The sequence below is a fragment of the Amycolatopsis sp. WAC 04182 genome, from assembly GCF_003947465.1.
Taxonomy (GTDB): domain Bacteria; phylum Actinomycetota; class Actinomycetes; order Mycobacteriales; family Pseudonocardiaceae; genus Amycolatopsis.
The window spans coordinates 672,237-686,665 of sequence record NZ_QHJJ01000001.1; the positions used below are offsets into that span (position 1 = coordinate 672,237).

Annotated in this window: 31 protein-coding genes; 1 reads left to right on the plus strand and 30 read right to left on the minus strand. The window is 66.9% G+C overall.

What is annotated here, in order from left to right:
• Window positions 1-6: 6 nt before the first annotated feature.
• From DMH01_RS03370 to DMH01_RS03395, 6 genes are all read right to left on the minus strand, one after another.
• The gene (locus DMH01_RS03370) at window positions 7-1,641 is read right to left on the minus strand and encodes a hypothetical protein (protein ID WP_125673638.1); all 1,635 of its coding nucleotides are present in this window, start codon (window positions 1,639-1,641) and stop codon (window positions 7-9) included.
• Window positions 1,625-2,185 (minus strand): hypothetical protein, encoded by a 561-nt coding sequence (locus DMH01_RS03375; RefSeq protein ID WP_125673639.1) that lies wholly within the window; start codon window positions 2,183-2,185, stop codon window positions 1,625-1,627. Before DMH01_RS03375 ends, DMH01_RS03370 begins: the two co-directional genes overlap by 17 nt.
• Before the next feature lie 731 nt (window positions 2,186-2,916).
• Entirely contained in the window at window positions 2,917-3,081 is a 165-nt protein-coding gene (locus DMH01_RS42645) for a hypothetical protein (protein WP_158633186.1), read from the minus strand.
• A 153-nt stretch (window positions 3,082-3,234) separates the two neighbouring features.
• On the minus strand, window positions 3,235-3,447 hold the full coding sequence (locus DMH01_RS03385; RefSeq protein ID WP_125673641.1) for a hypothetical protein: 213 nt from the start codon (window positions 3,445-3,447) through the stop codon (window positions 3,235-3,237).
• Window positions 3,444-3,893, minus strand: a complete 450-nt coding sequence (locus DMH01_RS03390; RefSeq protein WP_125673642.1) for a DUF6221 family protein — start codon at window positions 3,891-3,893, stop codon at window positions 3,444-3,446. Before DMH01_RS03390 ends, DMH01_RS03385 begins: the two co-directional genes overlap by 4 nt.
• Entirely contained in the window at window positions 3,893-4,084 is a 192-nt protein-coding gene (locus tag DMH01_RS03395) for a hypothetical protein (protein ID WP_125673643.1), read from the minus strand. The genes DMH01_RS03390 and DMH01_RS03395 overlap by 1 nt, the downstream gene beginning before the upstream one ends.
• Window positions 4,085-4,203: 119 nt before the next feature.
• On the opposite strand from DMH01_RS03395, the gene DMH01_RS43500 reads away from it, so the two are divergent.
• Window positions 4,204-4,329, plus strand: coding sequence for a hypothetical protein (locus tag DMH01_RS43500; RefSeq protein ID WP_255431993.1), 126 nt, complete (start codon window positions 4,204-4,206; stop codon window positions 4,327-4,329).
• A gap of 89 nt (window positions 4,330-4,418) precedes the next feature.
• On the opposite strand, the gene DMH01_RS03400 is transcribed toward DMH01_RS43500, so the two are convergent.
• The 24 genes from DMH01_RS03400 to DMH01_RS43505 form a co-directional block, all read right to left on the minus strand.
• A complete protein-coding gene (locus DMH01_RS03400; RefSeq protein WP_125673644.1) occupies window positions 4,419-4,628 on the minus strand; it encodes a hypothetical protein in 210 nt (69 codons plus the stop codon).
• Entirely contained in the window at window positions 4,625-4,810 is a 186-nt protein-coding gene (locus tag DMH01_RS03405) for a hypothetical protein (protein WP_125673645.1), read from the minus strand. The genes DMH01_RS03400 and DMH01_RS03405 overlap by 4 nt, the downstream gene beginning before the upstream one ends.
• Entirely contained in the window at window positions 4,807-5,454 is a 648-nt protein-coding gene (locus tag DMH01_RS03410) for a hypothetical protein (protein WP_125673646.1), read from the minus strand. The genes DMH01_RS03405 and DMH01_RS03410 overlap by 4 nt, the downstream gene beginning before the upstream one ends.
• Window positions 5,451-5,663, minus strand: coding sequence for a helix-turn-helix transcriptional regulator (locus DMH01_RS03415; RefSeq protein WP_125673647.1), 213 nt, complete (start codon window positions 5,661-5,663; stop codon window positions 5,451-5,453). Before DMH01_RS03415 ends, DMH01_RS03410 begins: the two co-directional genes overlap by 4 nt.
• Window positions 5,660-6,118, minus strand: coding sequence for a hypothetical protein (locus DMH01_RS03420; protein ID WP_125673648.1), 459 nt, complete (start codon window positions 6,116-6,118; stop codon window positions 5,660-5,662). Before DMH01_RS03420 ends, DMH01_RS03415 begins: the two co-directional genes overlap by 4 nt.
• Window positions 6,115-6,435, minus strand: a complete 321-nt coding sequence (locus DMH01_RS03425) for a hypothetical protein (RefSeq protein ID WP_125673649.1) — start codon at window positions 6,433-6,435, stop codon at window positions 6,115-6,117. The genes DMH01_RS03420 and DMH01_RS03425 overlap by 4 nt, the downstream gene beginning before the upstream one ends.
• Before the next feature lie 486 nt (window positions 6,436-6,921).
• Window positions 6,922-7,461: a hypothetical protein gene (locus tag DMH01_RS03430; RefSeq protein ID WP_125673650.1), complete on the minus strand. Its 540-nt coding sequence runs from the start codon at window positions 7,459-7,461 to the stop codon at window positions 6,922-6,924.
• Window positions 7,458-7,757: a hypothetical protein gene (locus DMH01_RS03435; RefSeq protein WP_125673651.1), complete on the minus strand. Its 300-nt coding sequence runs from the start codon at window positions 7,755-7,757 to the stop codon at window positions 7,458-7,460. Before DMH01_RS03435 ends, DMH01_RS03430 begins: the two co-directional genes overlap by 4 nt.
• Window positions 7,754-8,272, minus strand: coding sequence for a hypothetical protein (locus tag DMH01_RS03440; protein ID WP_125673652.1), 519 nt, complete (start codon window positions 8,270-8,272; stop codon window positions 7,754-7,756). Before DMH01_RS03440 ends, DMH01_RS03435 begins: the two co-directional genes overlap by 4 nt.
• A complete protein-coding gene (locus tag DMH01_RS03445; protein WP_125673653.1) occupies window positions 8,269-8,469 on the minus strand; it encodes a hypothetical protein in 201 nt (66 codons plus the stop codon). Before DMH01_RS03445 ends, DMH01_RS03440 begins: the two co-directional genes overlap by 4 nt.
• Window positions 8,466-9,269 (minus strand): hypothetical protein, encoded by an 804-nt coding sequence (locus DMH01_RS03450; RefSeq protein WP_125673654.1) that lies wholly within the window; start codon window positions 9,267-9,269, stop codon window positions 8,466-8,468. The genes DMH01_RS03445 and DMH01_RS03450 overlap by 4 nt, the downstream gene beginning before the upstream one ends.
• Window positions 9,269-9,613 (minus strand): hypothetical protein, encoded by a 345-nt coding sequence (locus DMH01_RS03455; protein WP_125673655.1) that lies wholly within the window; start codon window positions 9,611-9,613, stop codon window positions 9,269-9,271. The genes DMH01_RS03450 and DMH01_RS03455 overlap by 1 nt, the downstream gene beginning before the upstream one ends.
• Window positions 9,610-10,104, minus strand: coding sequence for an HNH endonuclease signature motif containing protein (locus DMH01_RS03460; RefSeq protein ID WP_125673656.1), 495 nt, complete (start codon window positions 10,102-10,104; stop codon window positions 9,610-9,612). The genes DMH01_RS03455 and DMH01_RS03460 overlap by 4 nt, the downstream gene beginning before the upstream one ends.
• Window positions 10,101-10,499: a response regulator transcription factor gene (locus DMH01_RS43605; RefSeq protein ID WP_125673657.1), complete on the minus strand. Its 399-nt coding sequence runs from the start codon at window positions 10,497-10,499 to the stop codon at window positions 10,101-10,103. Before DMH01_RS43605 ends, DMH01_RS03460 begins: the two co-directional genes overlap by 4 nt.
• 74 nt (window positions 10,500-10,573) lie before the next feature.
• Window positions 10,574-10,744 carry a hypothetical protein gene (locus tag DMH01_RS42650; protein ID WP_158633187.1) on the minus strand — a complete coding sequence of 57 codons (171 nt, stop codon included), beginning with the start codon at window positions 10,742-10,744 and terminating at the stop codon, window positions 10,574-10,576.
• Complete coding sequence (locus tag DMH01_RS03470) at window positions 10,725-11,078, minus strand: hypothetical protein (protein ID WP_125673658.1); 354 nt, start codon at window positions 11,076-11,078, stop codon at window positions 10,725-10,727. Before DMH01_RS03470 ends, DMH01_RS42650 begins: the two co-directional genes overlap by 20 nt.
• A 109-nt stretch (window positions 11,079-11,187) precedes the next feature.
• The gene (locus DMH01_RS03475) at window positions 11,188-11,559 is read right to left on the minus strand and encodes a hypothetical protein (RefSeq protein ID WP_125673659.1); all 372 of its coding nucleotides are present in this window, start codon (window positions 11,557-11,559) and stop codon (window positions 11,188-11,190) included.
• Entirely contained in the window at window positions 11,556-11,900 is a 345-nt protein-coding gene (locus DMH01_RS03480; RefSeq protein WP_125673660.1) for an HNH endonuclease, read from the minus strand. Before DMH01_RS03480 ends, DMH01_RS03475 begins: the two co-directional genes overlap by 4 nt.
• Complete coding sequence (locus DMH01_RS03485; RefSeq protein ID WP_125673661.1) at window positions 11,897-12,523, minus strand: ERF family protein; 627 nt, start codon at window positions 12,521-12,523, stop codon at window positions 11,897-11,899. The genes DMH01_RS03480 and DMH01_RS03485 overlap by 4 nt, the downstream gene beginning before the upstream one ends.
• Window positions 12,520-12,741, minus strand: a complete 222-nt coding sequence (locus DMH01_RS03490; protein WP_125673662.1) for a hypothetical protein — start codon at window positions 12,739-12,741, stop codon at window positions 12,520-12,522. The genes DMH01_RS03485 and DMH01_RS03490 overlap by 4 nt, the downstream gene beginning before the upstream one ends.
• Entirely contained in the window at window positions 12,741-13,502 is a 762-nt protein-coding gene (locus tag DMH01_RS03495; RefSeq protein ID WP_125673663.1) for a hypothetical protein, read from the minus strand. Before DMH01_RS03495 ends, DMH01_RS03490 begins: the two co-directional genes overlap by 1 nt.
• On the minus strand, window positions 13,499-13,888 hold the full coding sequence (locus DMH01_RS03500) for a hypothetical protein (protein ID WP_125673664.1): 390 nt from the start codon (window positions 13,886-13,888) through the stop codon (window positions 13,499-13,501). The genes DMH01_RS03495 and DMH01_RS03500 overlap by 4 nt, the downstream gene beginning before the upstream one ends.
• Window positions 13,885-14,100 (minus strand): hypothetical protein, encoded by a 216-nt coding sequence (locus DMH01_RS03505; protein ID WP_125673665.1) that lies wholly within the window; start codon window positions 14,098-14,100, stop codon window positions 13,885-13,887. The genes DMH01_RS03500 and DMH01_RS03505 overlap by 4 nt, the downstream gene beginning before the upstream one ends.
• On the minus strand, window positions 14,100-14,222 hold the full coding sequence (locus DMH01_RS43505) for a hypothetical protein (RefSeq protein ID WP_255431994.1): 123 nt from the start codon (window positions 14,220-14,222) through the stop codon (window positions 14,100-14,102). Before DMH01_RS43505 ends, DMH01_RS03505 begins: the two co-directional genes overlap by 1 nt.
• Window positions 14,223-14,429 lie beyond the last annotated feature (207 nt).

The window sequence follows — 14,429 nt, forward strand, 5'->3', positions numbered from 1 at the left end:
CCTCCTTCAGGCGGTGTAGACGAAGTTGTCGTGCTGCTTCCACAGCTGCGCCGCGGTCACATCGCCAGCGGCCTCGTTGCAGATCACCGAGACCACCGCCATATCGATCTTTCGGCCGTCGCCCGGCTTCGTGAGCACGTACCGCTCGGACGGGCGCGGTGACTTCTTCGCCGCACCCATGTGGATCTCGGTGACGTCGCAGCCGTCGTGCGCGAACCCGCTGTCCGCCTTGTTCACGTCGACCAGCAGCCGCTCGCACGCGGCGTGCATCTGCACTGGCCGGTACGTCTCGAACCGCAGCACCCGCCGTTCGCCGTACTTCTCCGCCCACGTGTCGATCTCGGTCTCCCAGTACGGCGGGTCCGCGTACATCCGCACGATGTCGAAGTGCGTGAACAGCCAGTCCACCGCGGCCGCGACCTCGAGCCGCGGCACCTTCCCGCCGAAGTCCGCCGGATTCCAGAACGTCGGCCCGGCCGGCGTGTACGGCGTGAACTGGTAACCGCCGCGGGTCTGCGCCCGGATCCCGGTCCAGTCGTCCACATCGGAGCCATCGAACCCGAGCACTAGCTGCGTACGGCGGACCAGCGGCGGCGCCTTCTTCGCCGCGCGGGCCTTCCACTTCTCGGCGTCCATCCAGGTGCCGAGGCCAGCGACGATGCGGTTGCCGAAGAACCTCTCCGCCTGGCCCGGGTCCTTCTCCATCAACTCGGCCGCCTCAGCCTCGATGCTGTCGAGGTTGACGTGCGGAGAACCCGAGTAGTTGAACGCGTGGATCTTCCGGCGGTCAGCCTTCACCGTGTATTTCAACCCGGCCGGCGGCGGCTCGTAGAATCTGAAGACGTCCTTCGCCCGAGACTCACGCGTGCGCTGCGCCGTCGAGTTTTGCGACGGGTCGTAGCAGTTCGTCGTCTCCCCGCCGCGGCCGCCCATGCCCGCCGCGCCGCGGCGCATCGTCTCTGCGACCTTCACCAGCTTGTTCTCGACGGTGTACGACTGCGGCTCGTCATGGAAGTACGCCGAGATCGGGTTGCCGAGCCGGGACTGCGCGCTCGAGGTGACCGCGTCGATCCGCCCCTCGTTCGGCAGCCGGATGAAGCCCTCACGCGGCAGCATCAGATCGGCGAGCGGCCCGTTCTTCGCCATCGCCTTCAGCGGCCGATAGATGTTGTCGACCTGGTCCTCGGACGTCGCAAGCAGCTGGATCAGCGGCGTCGCCCACGGCATCCCCATCGGCTCACCCGGCTCGTACGGGTACTCCCAGCCGCAACCGCAACCGTGGTCCGCGCAGACGTAGCCGTCATCGTCGCCCGCCCAACCGGCGAACAGCGCCGGCCCGACACCCTCGTTCGAGGCGAGCGTCGCCGTCCACGGGCCCTTGCCCACCTTCTGCGGCGCGATGACCTGGAACCGCCGATACCAGAACGCCGCCGACCGCGTCGGATAGCCGTTCTCGTCGTACGCCACCGCGTCCGGCCGGACGCGGTAGTGGTTCAGCGTGCACCAGAGCTGCCAGTCGTAGTGCTTGAACGGCGCGCCCTTCCGGAACCCGTCCGGGATGATGCAGTGCCGCTCGACCCAGGCCGGCGCGACCCAGAGGGTTGGGAAGTCGACGACGTACCGCTTAAGCTCCGGTGCCATCGGACGTGACCGCGGACATCCTGGCCTTCATCGCCCGCGCAGCGACGCGCGCATCAGCCTTCGGATCCGGCGCGCTGCCGCGTTTCTCGGCCAGCTCGTCGACCGCGATCCCCCAGCCGTTCTCACGGAGCCCCGCCGGCGTCATGCCGATCTGGTCAGCGAACCGGTGAAGCGAATTCTTGTCCGCCGCGGTCGCGTCGGCCGACTCGCACAGCGCCGACGTCCGCACCCACATCGCCACCGAGTGCCAGCGCCACCGCTCGTTCGCCCATGCGCACGCCTGCGGAGTCGACCAAGCCCACTCCCACAGCTCGAGCTCGCGCTCCCACCGAGCCTCCGTCGCACCCTCGTCGAGCTCGCGGACCTTCTTCTTGTCCTCGAAGTACTCGTAGTAGACGGACACCTTCGTCAACGGGAACTCCGGCACCTCGCCGCGGTACCCCTCAGCCGGCAACGCCGTCACCTTCACCCCGCGCCGGTCGCTGCGCCCCGAACTCGGATCCACGCTCGGACCCGACCGGTTCCGTGCTCCGCCCTTGGTCATCGTGATCACTCCTCAGCAGCGTTGCGCCGCATCGGCGGACGCCGCCTTGCGCGGCACCCAGGTGCTTGGACGGTGACCGCCCGGATGTTCTGAACCCTCCGCGCCTCCGAGACACCTCCCCGGCGGTCCTCTGGGTGATCATGGGAGGGGTCACCCCCCACCCCCATGATCAAGTCAAGGGTTTCGGGGAAGTGTTTTGGAGATCTTTTGTGCCCTGACCAGTGCCTTCGCATCATGCGAAAGGGCATAACGTGCTGTGCGTCAGCGTGCGTTCCATCCGCCTGGCTGATGCTCTGCTGTCTCGGTGCTGTGACAGCTGTGGCACAGGCCGCGGCCATGCTGTGGGTCGTTGGGGTCTTGGCCTCGCAGTACCAACGTGCGTCGGTCTACTGGCCAGTGGTCTGCGTGCTTGGACCAGTCCTTGCTGCACAGTTGGCATACGGGGTGGAGGGCGAGTACACCCTGCCGGAACCGGGTGGTGTGGCCGGTGCCGTAGCCCCGCTGTCGTGCGGTACCCCTGCGTGCCTCTGCCTGCCGGATGCACTCCGGGCATCTGCCCTTGGCTACCAGCTCGGGGCATCCTGAGGTGGAGCAGGGCTTGAGTGCTCTGCGTGCCATGTGCCACCACCGTGCAGCATGTACTCGATTCAGTGCCCGTCGCGTCCTGCCCGTGGTCGGGCCTGGGCCACGGGCTCTACCGGGCTCTGTCCGGCAGCCCCGGGTCTACTGGGTCAGCAGGCGGGGCACTTCTCCTGCTCCTTCGGGTCGGACGGGCAGGTCTGTGTGCCGGTCATGGGGCAGTCGGGTTCGCCGTTGCGCGGGAGCAGCTTCTTGAGCACGCACACCGGCGTGGTGGCGTTGAAGTCGCGGCTGGCTTCGAGCACGGGCGCGGTCAACTGGATCTCCCTGGGGTATGAGAAACGCCCCGGTCGGAGGTGACCGGGGCGTAGGGCCAGCGCGGGCTGGCGAAGAGTGTCTCGGGGCGGGCATAGCTCACGCCCGCCCATAGCGTGACACACGTGTTGATCAGGGGCAATCACAGGTGCCGATCAGGGTTTCGTGTCGCGCTCGGGCCACGCCAGCTCGACGTTGACACCCCAGTTGATGCGCCCGTTCCCGCTCGCCCGGTACATGGCCGCGAGAGCCACCTTGCGTGGCGCTGCGGTCGCTTCGATAAGCACGTCGAGGGACCGTTGTCCTTCCGCGTGGGCGCGGGCGCAGGCGGTCACGACTTGGTCGTCGGTGATGTCGCCGCGCTTCACGGCCGCCACTCCTCGCGGTAGTCGGGGTGGTCGGCGTACGGCAGGGCGAGCTGCTTGAGGATCGAATCGCCGACGCGCGGATCAGGCTGCTCGCCGCGCGCTCGGGCTCGACTCCCGTGGCTCGTCTCGCCTTCGATCGCGTCTTCGAGATCGTTGGCGGCCTGCGCCAGCGTGATGATGCGGCGTTTGGCAGCGACGTCGGCCAACACGAAGTCCGGGTTGCCGAGTTCGATGTGACGGACCACGCCGCCGAGCCATTCGGCGTCCGGGGCCTGGGTCTGGTCGAGCCGGATCACCTCGTGGAAGTTCGGGCCGTCGGCGACGACTCGCGCCATCCAGCCACGGTCTGCGGTCTCCCACGGAGTTGGGTAGACGGCCTTCATGGCCGTGGCCGCTGCTTCCCGCTCATCCTCGCGGGCTCGCAGGAACGCGATCAGAGCATCCATCAGGTCTCCGTTCGTTCAGCAGGGGTCGGCAGTTCCGCGCCAGGCTCAGCGGTGTACCAGCGAAGGAAGGCCAGTACAGCCTTGCTGCGGTCGGTGCCGCTGGCCTCAGCGACGGCGCCGGCGTTCTTCCAGACGTCTTCAGGGAGCCAGACCCGGGCCATGACCAGCCCTTCAGCGCGTTTGTTCGGCATGAGCCAAGTGTAGCACACGGTGTCGCCACACCCAACGATTATTAATTCGGGTTTCCCTATTGCGGTGTGGCTACACCCGTGCTATAGTTCTTATATCAGCAAGAGAGAGGGAGAACAAAATGACCGAGCAGACCAAGACCACCGACACCGACTACCAGACCTACAAGAAGTGGCACACCGACCGGGGGATCGAGGGCCACATGACCGAGGAGCAGTGGACCGCCGCCGGAGAGCAGGACGACTGACCCACACCGCCCCCGGCTCCGGCCGGGGGCGGATCCCCTCCGCTGACTGCGACCTCCGGGTAGGCATCTCAGATAGATGCTGACCCTAACTAAGTTTCTGCTATCCGGACCCCGTTCTCCCTCCCGTCCAGATAGACCAGGATCTCCCGGAGGTCGTAGCCGCCGTCCCCGCGCGTGATGTGTCCACGCTGGACCCACTTCCGCAAGGTGGCGGGCTTCAGGCGGTAGCGGTCGTCGCCGCGCTTGTCGGCCTCCTGGTGGAGCAGGCGGACGACAAGCGCGGCCGGGACACGGTTCACTCCGGCCACGGTCCGGGTCGGTGCGTGTCCAGCGCCGCCACGGCCTCCTCATAGGTACCGGCCTCGCACGTGACCGTGGTGCACGAGCACACCGACCGCCACACCCCCGAACCTTCGGGGATCTCTTCGACGACCGAGGTGGTGGTGAGGGTGTTCGTGTTGTAGCAAGCGGGGTTCGTCATGCTGCTGTCTCCTCTGCGACTCCGAGTCGGACCAAATCCAGGCCGTCGTAGGTCCTCTTGCATTCCCCGCACCGCGCGGGCTTTCCCGGGCCTCCCCACCGGACACGGCCGTCGCAGGCCACGGTCAGACACTCCCCCAACGGCTTCTGCGGCCGGTCGCCGGACAGTTCGCGGGCCTGCCGGTGAAGCTCGGCGACGTCATCGAACAGCTCGGCGAAGTCCTCCCGCCCCGCGCACCACCACAGCAGCTTCCGGATGTAGTCCAGCGCCCCGCCGAACGACTTCGGCGGGAGTTCGCCGCGTTCCTCGGCGATCCACTTCGCGATCGTCACCGGCGCGCTGGGAAGCGAACGCACCCACGTGTCGCCATCGTCCGGGTGGAACGTGGACGCCTCACCGAACGTCGGCCGGGACCGCGGATCCAGCGCGGCGAGGACGTCGTCACGGCCCGGCGACCGGGAGCCGTAGCCCGGGGACATGCGGCCGGTCTGCCCGCGCGCCGGCTGAACCATGAGCGGCAGGAAGTCGACGGTGTACAGCTCCAGCTCACGCAGGAGCAGGGCGAGGCGGTTGCGGCAGTCGTCGCACCCGTACCGGGTGGCCTCACGCTTGCACACCAGGCACTGGATCGGGAAGTCGGTCACGGGGCCTCCTTGAGTCTGATGTGGATGTGGGCGCCGATGGCGTCGCAGTAGCGGCGGACGGTGGACATGCGCGGGTCGGTGAGGTCGCGTTCGAAGTGGGAGACGGCGGAGGGGACGACCTGCATGCGGTGGGCGACCTCCTGTGCGGAGAGTCCGGTGGAGACACGGAGCTTCGCGAGGTACCGGCCGATCCCGGACGGGGCGGTCATCCGAACCTCCGGTGGATAGCGGCGCGCAGCCAGCCGCGGCGGGGTGCTGTCCCGAGCTGGTGGACCAGCTCGACAAGGTCGTCGAGAGTGGCTGGCTCGGTCCGCGGCGGCTGGGACGCGGTCGCTGTGCCGGTGAGCTGCTCGTTGAGGACTTCGGCGATGACGACGTCGCGGTGGACGTCCACGTACGGGCGGGCCGGGAGTGGAGCTGGCGGGTCCTCGTTGAGGTCCATCGGGGCTTCGGTGTTTCCGAGCTGGGGTCCGATGGGGACGGACTCCAGTTGGGGTTTCGGGTGGTGCTCGGCGCGGAGCCGGAGGGTTTCGCGGTCGGGGTGCGGGGTGATGGGGCCGCCGTCGGCTTCGATCTTCGCGACCACATCGGACCAGCAGCCGGGCCGTTCGACGACCGGGTAGGCCGCGGCCGGGATCGGGTCGGAGGCGGGATTGGCGGTCATCTGGCCTCCTCGAGGATCGAACGAGCGAACGATTCAGCCTCGACGTACGGGAAGGGCTCACCGCTCTCCAGCCAGGAGGCTGCGTTTTCCAGCCAGGCAGCAAGTACTTCGGCCTTGTCGGGGCCCATGAGAGCAATCCAGGCAGCACGATCCAGCGCGGCGTCGTCGTCCTTGTCGTCCTGCTCCGAGCAGAGGGCGACCGTTCCGGTGGAGTCGACCACCTCCCACCAGTACCCGTCCTCGATGTACTCGGACTTCAGCTTCAGAAAGAGGCGGTTCGCCTTCCACGTGCTGCCGTCGCTCGCCTTCGCCGCCATCTTGTATCGGGGTTCCGGTGCCCACAGACACCAGAGAGGACGGGATAGGCGCTCCCTGAGGCTGCTGGGGGCCGGGATCCTGCTCGGATTCCGTCGTCGTGCGCAGCGAAGGTGACAGCACCTCGGTTAGCGGCCACGAAATGTCGAACTCCTCGTCGAGGTCCACCCACGGGCAGCCGTCCGCGTCCGATGTTGCGGTGACGCGGCCGCGCACCGTGGCGTAGCGCCACCGCCCCTGGCTGCCACAGATCAGGATGTCGCCGTCGCGGTCGTGCAGTTTCACGTCGGCTGCCGGTTCTTCGTCGCCCTTGTCCCACTTGCGGGGAGTACGAGACACGAGCGGGACCTCAGCGACGCCGATCGCGCCGGTGACGACACCTGTCGTGGCGTCGACGTTCCGGCCGTCGGCCAGATGGTGATAGCCGACCGTGTGGCCTGCTCCGAAGACGCAGTTCTTGCCGTCGTGGATGAACTTGCAGGTGTCGGTCATTGCTGCTTCTCCGTCTCTGTGGTGTCCCCCGACAGGTCGGCGTCGGCGATCGGACAGGGCAACTCGGCGTCGGCTGTCGAGCAGTAGCCGCACACGACCGGCTCCGCTTCGGAGAAGCAGACGTCCGGCTGGCAGGTGCACGACTCAGCATCAGGGGCCTGTGTGGTGGTCTCCGTAACCGGAGACCCAACGGCGAGAAGTTCGTCGACGATCGGCATCACGGCCCTGCTGACCATGAACTTCCAGAACGCTTCTTCGCTGTCCCACTCGTCCGGCATCGGAGCCGCGTCCGCATCGGCCAGGGCGTGCGCCAGCCGAATGCTCAACTCTTCGCGTCCCTGCTCGGTCAGTTGTCGTGCCTGTTCTGCTGCCTGTGTGGCAGCAGACGGAACCAGCGGCGTCCAAGCAGCCACCAGGTAGTCCGGCAGATCCTCCCCGGAACCCACTTTGACCCAGCCGAACTGGTCCGCCATCGCGACTGCCCACACGGCACCCATGAGGCCAATCCGCAACTCGGGGATCTTCTTTTCGGTCACTGCCCTGCCTCCTTGCTGCCCCATGCCTTTTCGATCTGCTCTTTCGTCATCTGCGGACCCCGCCACATCCCGTCCCGGAACTCCATCGCCGCGACGCCCGCCTTGTTCAGGACTTGCGCCGGATCCAGGCACCTCCCGTGCTTCCCCTCCGCCGACCGGTGGAGGTCGAACAGGGCCAGTCCGGAGAACGTGCGATGGCAGTTCGCGGCCGCGCAGTGGCACGCCAACTTGGCCGTCCATGTGGCTTCACAACCCGAGCAGGTGTTCCTGCGGTCCGCGCCCTTGTCGTCGGTCATGCCTGCTCCTGTCGCTTCACTGCTTCGATACGGGACGGGTGATAACCCGCGATCTCCCGGAACTCCCCCTGATGCACACCAGGACGTGTCACCCGCCGACCACACGGCCGCCCCACCCCCGCCTTGCACGGCTCATGCGGACACGCCACCCGACGCTCCCGATCCGACGGCGACGACTTCTGCGTCTCCTCCGCCGGAAGACGGCCGATCTGCGCGATCTGCGCCATGAACTCCGCCCGCCGTTCATCCGACGCCGGCGGCGCGGTCTCGATCTGCCGTTCCGCGGGCAACGGGGCATGACGTCGTTCGTTGCGGATCCGTTCGGTGATGTGCGCGGGCATCAGGAAGTTCGTGGACACCGCGTAGTGCTGGTGCACGGCCTCGACTGCTTCACCCAACGTCCAGCGGCCGATCTCGGAGGCTTCCTGCCAGGCGACGACGTTCAGTTCGCCGGGACGGCGGTTGTCGTAGCCCATGGCCGCGGCGAGGACCGCGCGGATTTCTTCTTCGGTCACGACCGGACACCCCACTCACACTTCGGCGCCAGGAACAGGTACACCTTCTGGCCGCACTGCTCGCAGGGTTCGACGGGGGACGCGACCTTGTAGCCGTTCTGCGCCCAGCAAACCGGGTCGATTTCCCAGCCCTTGGAGGTGGTGTCGAGGACGTGCTCGTCGAGCATGGCAGCGAGGCGATCGTCGGTGTCGGTCATGAGGCACCTCCAGGAAGCGCACGTAGCGGCGGTTGGGTGGGTTGGCGGCCCGCGGCGAGGAACTGCTCCGCGAAGGCGTCAGTCGGGCTCTGAGAGCGCGCCTGGCGGGTCGGGGCGTGGTCGGCGGCGTTGAGCATCCAGTTCCGCCATGTCGCGGGCCAGTCGCGTTTCACGGCCTTCTGCCCGGACGCGGCCTGCCAGTAGTTGATGAACTTCTCCGTCTCCCGACGTCCGTCCACATGCGGCACCTTGGCACGAGCCCACTCGACCATCTCCGGGGAGACGGTGAAGTCGTCGGGGATTCGCTGTCCGCGCTTGGCGCGGCTAGAAGAAGACGTAGTCTTCTTCTCTTCTTTTAAGGGAGTGGAGTGGAGTGGAGTGGAGGGGTGGGACACCCGTGGGACTGACGGTGGGACAGACGGTTGTGTCCCACCGGGACAATCGTCACTGACCTGCGACTGTTGAGATTTCGCAGCGTTGGACTCGCGCCACCTCTGCTTTCGCTCAGCCTCACTTCGACGACGTTTCTCGACCTCTTTTCGGGTCGGATTCCGTCCGTCTTTCTCCCAGTCGTGGAACTGGAAGCCGCCCTCGACCTCCTGCCACAGCCCCGCGGACACCAGCCGGCGCGCCTGCGATGGCGTGCCGTACAAGGTCGCGATCTCCGCGGGCACGAACCCGTCGGTGAGCTGCTTCGCGCACCACGACCCGGCGCGCGTCCACAACCCGACGGCCGCATTCCCTACCCGGATCGTCTTCGGGTGGTCGCTGAAGCCGTCATCGACGTTGAACCAGGGCATCAGGCGGTAACCCTTTCTCGTGCAGGGTGCGCCGCGTGAATCGGTCGTACCTGTGAAGCTAGGACGCCCGCCTCGGCAGCACCGACGCCGGCCTTGCGGAGGCGGCGGTATTCGTGCGGGTTCTGGTGCCAACGAAGGAGGTCTTCCGCCGCGCGGTCGTCGGGAACCATCGCGGCTAGAAGGATCACGAGCGCGCGAGCAGCGTCGAGCGGGTCGCCGTAGACCTGCTCGGCATCCGCGAGCATCGCTTCGATGTGCATCGACTCGTCGTTCCGGACTGCCTGGACGAGTTTTGCGGCGGACGGCACCAGCAGGTCGAGGTACTTGTCTCCGGTGATGCTCATGCCGAGTCCGCGAGTGTCGAGCGGACCGGGTTGTTCACGCCGGCACCGAACTGATTCCGCCACCGCTCCTTCTCGGAGCAGTCCGCCATGTTCCCGGCCTGAGTGGTGGCGAAGAGGTGGTCAGGACGAACGCACGGCGGGTTGTCGCAGTGGTGCGCCACGACCTCGGCAGCCGCGAGCTCGCCATAGACGAGCTCGAACGCAACCCTGTGGGTGTACCGCTTCTCGCCGTCGAAGAAGGTCTCGCCGTAGTCGTGGCGCATGGACCCGCGCCAGGGCCAACAGCCGTCGGGGTCCGAGAAGTCGACCTTCGACCAGAATCGTGTGGCGACGGGGGCGGCTTGGTTCTTGTTGCCGCGGCGGCGCTCGACGGGCGGGCGGTTGCTCGGGTCACCGTGGCGATACCAGTTGTTGTAGTGCTCCTGGCACCAGTCGCGCGCCTTCACGGGTGATCCGCATCCGGAGATCGTGCAGATTCGCTTGACGCTCATCGTGCGTCACCGCCGAGCAGGCCACGCTGGTATCCGATCGCGACAGCGTGCGCACGATCTCCCACTTCCAACTTCGCGAAGAGCCCCCGGGTGTGCGTCTTCACCGTGTTGTAGGTGATGAACAGCTCCGCCGCGATCTCGTTCGCGGATTTCCCCAGGGCGAGACGCTCAAGGATCTGCGTCTCCCGGAGCTTCAAAAACGGCTTCTCCGGTGCTGTCTCTACGGTTTCGGGCATGGACACGTCGTAGCGGCGGGCCCTGCTCGACGCCGGCGGAAGCTCCTCGATTACCGCGCCCGCGGCTTCGAGGGTTTCGCAGACTTGGGTCCAGGATCCTGCGCGGACGAGCATGGCGGCCTGGTAGAGCACGACCGGTGCGGCTTCGATGGGGTTCATGGCTCACCTCCTCGGGGTGTTGGGGGTGGTGCTGCCCGGACACAGGACCAAGCAGGCCCGGACAGCACCGGATCTCAGAAGGTTGGGAAGCCACCGTTGGCGCGGGCGTCGAGACGGCACACCTCGCACTTGCAGCCCTCGACGGTGTACTTCGTCCGGCCGTGCGGCCGCACTTTCACCGCGAGTTCGATGTCTCCGCCGTGGATCGGGCAGTCCTCCCCGGCGTCACACGTCCCGCAGCTCATTTGCCGCCGCCTTTGCCGTGCCTCTTCTCAGCTGGTCCAGGTGGCCGAACTCGATGTAGCCGTGGCGTCCGAACGCGGCCAGCTCGGCGGCCGGGACGTCGCACAGCAGCCAGATCGCCTGACCGCGCATCAACATCCCGAACGCGCCCACCGAGACGCCCTCGTTGATCTGGATCGTCGGGTAGATGAGGTGCCGGGCCCATTCGCGGAAGTCCTCCACCGTGGACAAGGTCAGGACGGGGACCTTCCCGAAGCGGAGGGAGACGGCGTTGTCGTCGATACCCCACGCCCGTGCATGCTCGACGATCGCCTGCATCTGGTCGAAGTGGTTCATGACAGGACTCCGGTGGTTTCGAGGAGGAAGAGGAAGAAGTCGAAGGCGAGCGGCACCAACGCGAGCGCGCCGATGAGCCCCGCGGCCGCGAGAACCAGAAGGTCGTCCATCACGTTGCCTTGAAGGACTTCAGAACCTGGAATCCAGGCGCGGCGAAGTGCTCGATCTCCGGGGCCCCACAGGACGAGCCATCCCAGTACACCTTCGGCGAGAAGATGCGGCGCTTGCAGTAGGTCTCGATGTCGCTGATGCCGTGCGTTTCGAGGGTCACGCGCTTCTTGGTGACGGTGTGCTCGAACTCGAACTTCCAGCGACCGTCCATTTCGGTCTCGTCCCAGGTGGCCAGCACGACGTCGAGGAGGCCGTCCTCGTGCATCTGCTTCAGCCAGCGTTCGGCCTCGGCCTTGGCGCCCTTGAAGGTGTTGGTCCAGCCCTCGCCGGTCTCCCCGATGTGCGAACCGGGGTTGATGAAGACGGTCACGCCGCACCTGCTTTCGGGTAGTCGAAGTCGCCGTCGTCGTCCGGCAACACCCAGCCGTGAAGCCAGTGCTTGAACGGCACCGTCGCCGGGTCCTGCGTGGACTTCACGGACCAGCCGTTCGCGTACGACTCGGCCGGGTTCGCGTGGATCCACCCATGGCATCCCGTGGTCCCAGATCCACAGACATCGATCCCGTGCGACGGCAGGTAAAGCCCACCCTGCGACCGGTTCTTGCGGTGCTGGAAGTTCGTTGCCCGGCCGAGGCACACGTCCTGGATGCGGACCTCGCAGTCACCTTCGCTGCGGAGCCGGACAATCCGGCGTGCCTGCTTCTCGTTCATGGCTTCCGCCCGCGCTGCATCGTCGTCGTCGGACGCAGGAAGGTGGCGAACGCCTTATATGTCTCGACGTCCGTCGCGGTGATGTCCCCGCCGCCGTTCCACTCGGCGAACTCATCCTGCAGCTTGGAGAAGTCGTCGTTTTCGCCGATCCAGCCGCGGTTCTTCGCCTCGGACCAGATCGAGTCCTTCAGCTCCCGCTCCGTGCGCTCCCGAGACTGCGCGGCCCGCTCGACGGTCGCGGCGTCCTGGTCGTCGTTCGCCGGCGCCACACCGGTGACCGCGCACAGCGCGTACCGGCGTGCATAGGTGATCGCCGACCCGATCTCCTGCGGCCGCGACGCGCTCGGTAGCGGGTACGCCCCTTCCAGGACTTCCCCCGACACGTGCCGTAGCTGGTACCGGAGCACGAACTTGCCGTCCTCGACCGTGGGGCGCGTCGTCCAGGCCAGGCCGACCTTCGACAGCAGCGGCAGCACGGCGGCGGAGATGTCCGCGAGGTCCGCGTACTTGTAGGTGTAGCTGCCCTTGTCGGACTTGACCGTGGCCTTCTGGTCCTTGCCGATCGACGGCAGTTCCGCTTGGAGCTGCGTCAGTGCCTTCGTGAGTGGGCTCTCCTCGGTCATGCGGTCACCTCCGGCCGGGCAGTGACCTTCTGGATCCAGGCGCGGTCCGCGTCGGTGACCGACTTCGAGTCGCGGTCGAGGTCGTGGCAGCAACAGCCGCACAGGTAGGTGTCGTAGCCACCGGAGAAGCCGGAGCAGGCGAAGTGGTAGCCGCTACCGCACGCTTGCGGGTTGATGTGGTGGCCGTGCGTGCCTGGGTGCCCGGGTCGAGTCGCCATCACGCCACCTCCCGAACGAGAGGTTCACCGATCAGCTTCTTCAGCTTCCCGGACTGCACGTTCGCGAGGTAGTTCGCTTTCGCGGTCAGGAACTTCTCGAACGTCTCCGGACCGGCCTCCGCCGGGATCAGGTCATAGGTTTCCGGCTGGATGTGCAGAATGAGCACCCGCTCCACCGGCGGCATCGGGATCTCCTCGCCGTCGACCACCATCGTCTCGGCGTACCGGTAGGCCGCGCACTGCAACGCGTGCTCCCCGTAGATCCGGTTCGACGTCTTGTAGTCCACGAGACACACCCCCAGACCAGGGATGTCCTGAATGGAATCGAGCCGCCCGGCGTAGTTGTGCTTCCGGGACGCCACGATCACCTCGTCGTAGATGGCGGTCGGGTTCCAGTCCTCCACATACCGCGCGTAGCCGCGCACGTACGGCTCCAGCTCCGCCGGAACCTCGACCTTCTCTCCCGCCAGGTACGGCTCGGCGAGGTTGTGCACATCCGTCCCCCGGATCGCGGCGGTGTCGCGCTTCTCGTCCGGTACACCGGCAAGCATCCTCAACGCGGGCTCGAACCCGAACGCCTCGACCGAGTCGGCGAGGGTGGAGATGTTGTTGAGCGCATGACTGGCGACGGTCCGCGCCGCCCACCGAGGGAGTGCGTCCTTCGGGATGCCTTTCAACGCGGTGGTGACGGAGGTGGCGTACCGGCCGTCGATCTTGTACCGGTGGTTCGTCTCGAAGAACTGGATCTTGCAGTCGGTCACGACGTCACCGCCGAGTCGTCCGGGATCGGGTTGTCCGAGAAGTACTTCACCTCGGCCAGCAACCGCGCTTCGCGCGCGGCCGCCGACTCCGGGATCTTCGTTCCCGTTGCCGCCTCGTAGTCCTCGGTACGGCACTGAAGACCGAACGTGTGAGCGCCCAGAGTGGCGGCGACAGTGCTGTACCGCACGCCCCTCGTGTCTGCGTCGCGGTGTTCGACCTCAACGCCAAACCTCGCCGCGAACACGTCCAACCGGGCAGCCTTGTCCCCGAATAAGTGCTCACGGAAGTGGTCGAGCCCGGTGAAGAACTCGGGGAATTCGTCCAGCTCGAGGTGCTCGTCGAAGAAGCACGCCAGCCTCATCAGCTTGCGGGAGATCTCGCTCATCGGTTGCCGCCCTTTACTTCCTGGTAGCTCGCGAACAAGCGGTCGGCGTGCGCCACAGTTCGCGGATCGTCGTTGAACCGGCTGTTCCGCCTCGCCCACTGGAAGGCGGCCATGCAGGCACGGCATCCCCCGTTGCGGCTGCAGTCCTCGTGCGGCAGCGCGTTGTAGCCGACGAGTGCGTGCCCACGAGGACACCTGGCGACTCCGCTCATCACTTGCCGTCCTTCGGGGTCGTACGCAGGTCCTCGACGTCCTGCCGGATCGCGGACACACCGGCCGCCACCATCACGACCGCGAGCAACGCGGCCCCCGTCCACAACACGATCTGCCCCATCACTTCCCTTTCCCGTACAGGTCGAGTCGCTCAGCGGCGTCACCGCGGTGGCACCACGTGGCGGGCTCGTCGCACGTGGCCATCGGCTGCTGAGGGGGGCGCCGCCACGGCACCCGGCCGCGCCGAGCAGCGCGGCACCGGCGGTGAACGCGACAATCCCGGCGAACCCGATCCGCTCCCCCAGCCGACGCGCGAACTTCGCGCCCT

Bases quoted from the DNA above. Each gene is read 5' to 3' on its own strand.
- DMH01_RS03500 (WP_125673664.1), bottom strand. From the start codon at position 13,888: ATGAGCGAGATCTCCCGCAAGCTGATGAGGCTGGCGTGCTTCTTCGAC.
- DMH01_RS03425 (WP_125673649.1), bottom strand. From the start codon at position 6,435: ATGGCGGCGAAGGCGAGCGACGGCAGCACGTGGAAGGCGAACCGCCTC.
- DMH01_RS03405 (WP_125673645.1), bottom strand. From the start codon at position 4,810: ATGACGAACCCCGCTTGCTACAACACGAACACCCTCACCACCACCTCG.
- DMH01_RS43500 (WP_255431993.1), top strand. From the start codon at position 4,204: ATGACCGAGCAGACCAAGACCACCGACACCGACTACCAGACCTACAAG.
- DMH01_RS43605 (WP_125673657.1), bottom strand. From the start codon at position 10,499: ATGAACCCCATCGAAGCCGCACCGGTCGTGCTCTACCAGGCCGCCATG.
- DMH01_RS03370 (WP_125673638.1), bottom strand. From the start codon at position 1,641: ATGGCACCGGAGCTTAAGCGGTACGTCGTCGACTTCCCAACCCTCTGG.
- DMH01_RS42650 (WP_158633187.1), bottom strand. From the start codon at position 10,744: ATGAGCTGCGGGACGTGTGACGCCGGGGAGGACTGCCCGATCCACGGC.
- DMH01_RS03390 (WP_125673642.1), bottom strand. From the start codon at position 3,893: ATGGATGCTCTGATCGCGTTCCTGCGAGCCCGCGAGGATGAGCGGGAA.
- DMH01_RS43505 (WP_255431994.1), bottom strand. From the start codon at position 14,222: ATGGGGCAGATCGTGTTGTGGACGGGGGCCGCGTTGCTCGCGGTCGTG.
- DMH01_RS03420 (WP_125673648.1), bottom strand. From the start codon at position 6,118: ATGACCGCCAATCCCGCCTCCGACCCGATCCCGGCCGCGGCCTACCCG.
- DMH01_RS03450 (WP_125673654.1), bottom strand. From the start codon at position 9,269: ATGCCCTGGTTCAACGTCGATGACGGCTTCAGCGACCACCCGAAGACG.
- DMH01_RS03455 (WP_125673655.1), bottom strand. From the start codon at position 9,613: ATGAGCATCACCGGAGACAAGTACCTCGACCTGCTGGTGCCGTCCGCC.
- DMH01_RS03480 (WP_125673660.1), bottom strand. From the start codon at position 11,900: ATGAACGAGAAGCAGGCACGCCGGATTGTCCGGCTCCGCAGCGAAGGT.
- DMH01_RS03460 (WP_125673656.1), bottom strand. From the start codon at position 10,104: ATGAGCGTCAAGCGAATCTGCACGATCTCCGGATGCGGATCACCCGTG.
- DMH01_RS03375 (WP_125673639.1), bottom strand. From the start codon at position 2,185: ATGACCAAGGGCGGAGCACGGAACCGGTCGGGTCCGAGCGTGGATCCG.
- DMH01_RS03505 (WP_125673665.1), bottom strand. From the start codon at position 14,100: ATGAGCGGAGTCGCCAGGTGTCCTCGTGGGCACGCACTCGTCGGCTAC.
- DMH01_RS03445 (WP_125673653.1), bottom strand. From the start codon at position 8,469: ATGACCGACACCGACGATCGCCTCGCTGCCATGCTCGACGAGCACGTC.
- DMH01_RS03490 (WP_125673662.1), bottom strand. From the start codon at position 12,741: ATGGCGACTCGACCCGGGCACCCAGGCACGCACGGCCACCACATCAAC.
- DMH01_RS03435 (WP_125673651.1), bottom strand. From the start codon at position 7,757: ATGACCGACGACAAGGGCGCGGACCGCAGGAACACCTGCTCGGGTTGT.
- DMH01_RS03470 (WP_125673658.1), bottom strand. From the start codon at position 11,078: ATGAACCACTTCGACCAGATGCAGGCGATCGTCGAGCATGCACGGGCG.
- DMH01_RS03415 (WP_125673647.1), bottom strand. From the start codon at position 5,663: ATGACCGCCCCGTCCGGGATCGGCCGGTACCTCGCGAAGCTCCGTGTC.
- DMH01_RS03485 (WP_125673661.1), bottom strand. From the start codon at position 12,523: ATGACCGAGGAGAGCCCACTCACGAAGGCACTGACGCAGCTCCAAGCG.
- DMH01_RS03395 (WP_125673643.1), bottom strand. From the start codon at position 4,084: ATGCCGAACAAACGCGCTGAAGGGCTGGTCATGGCCCGGGTCTGGCTC.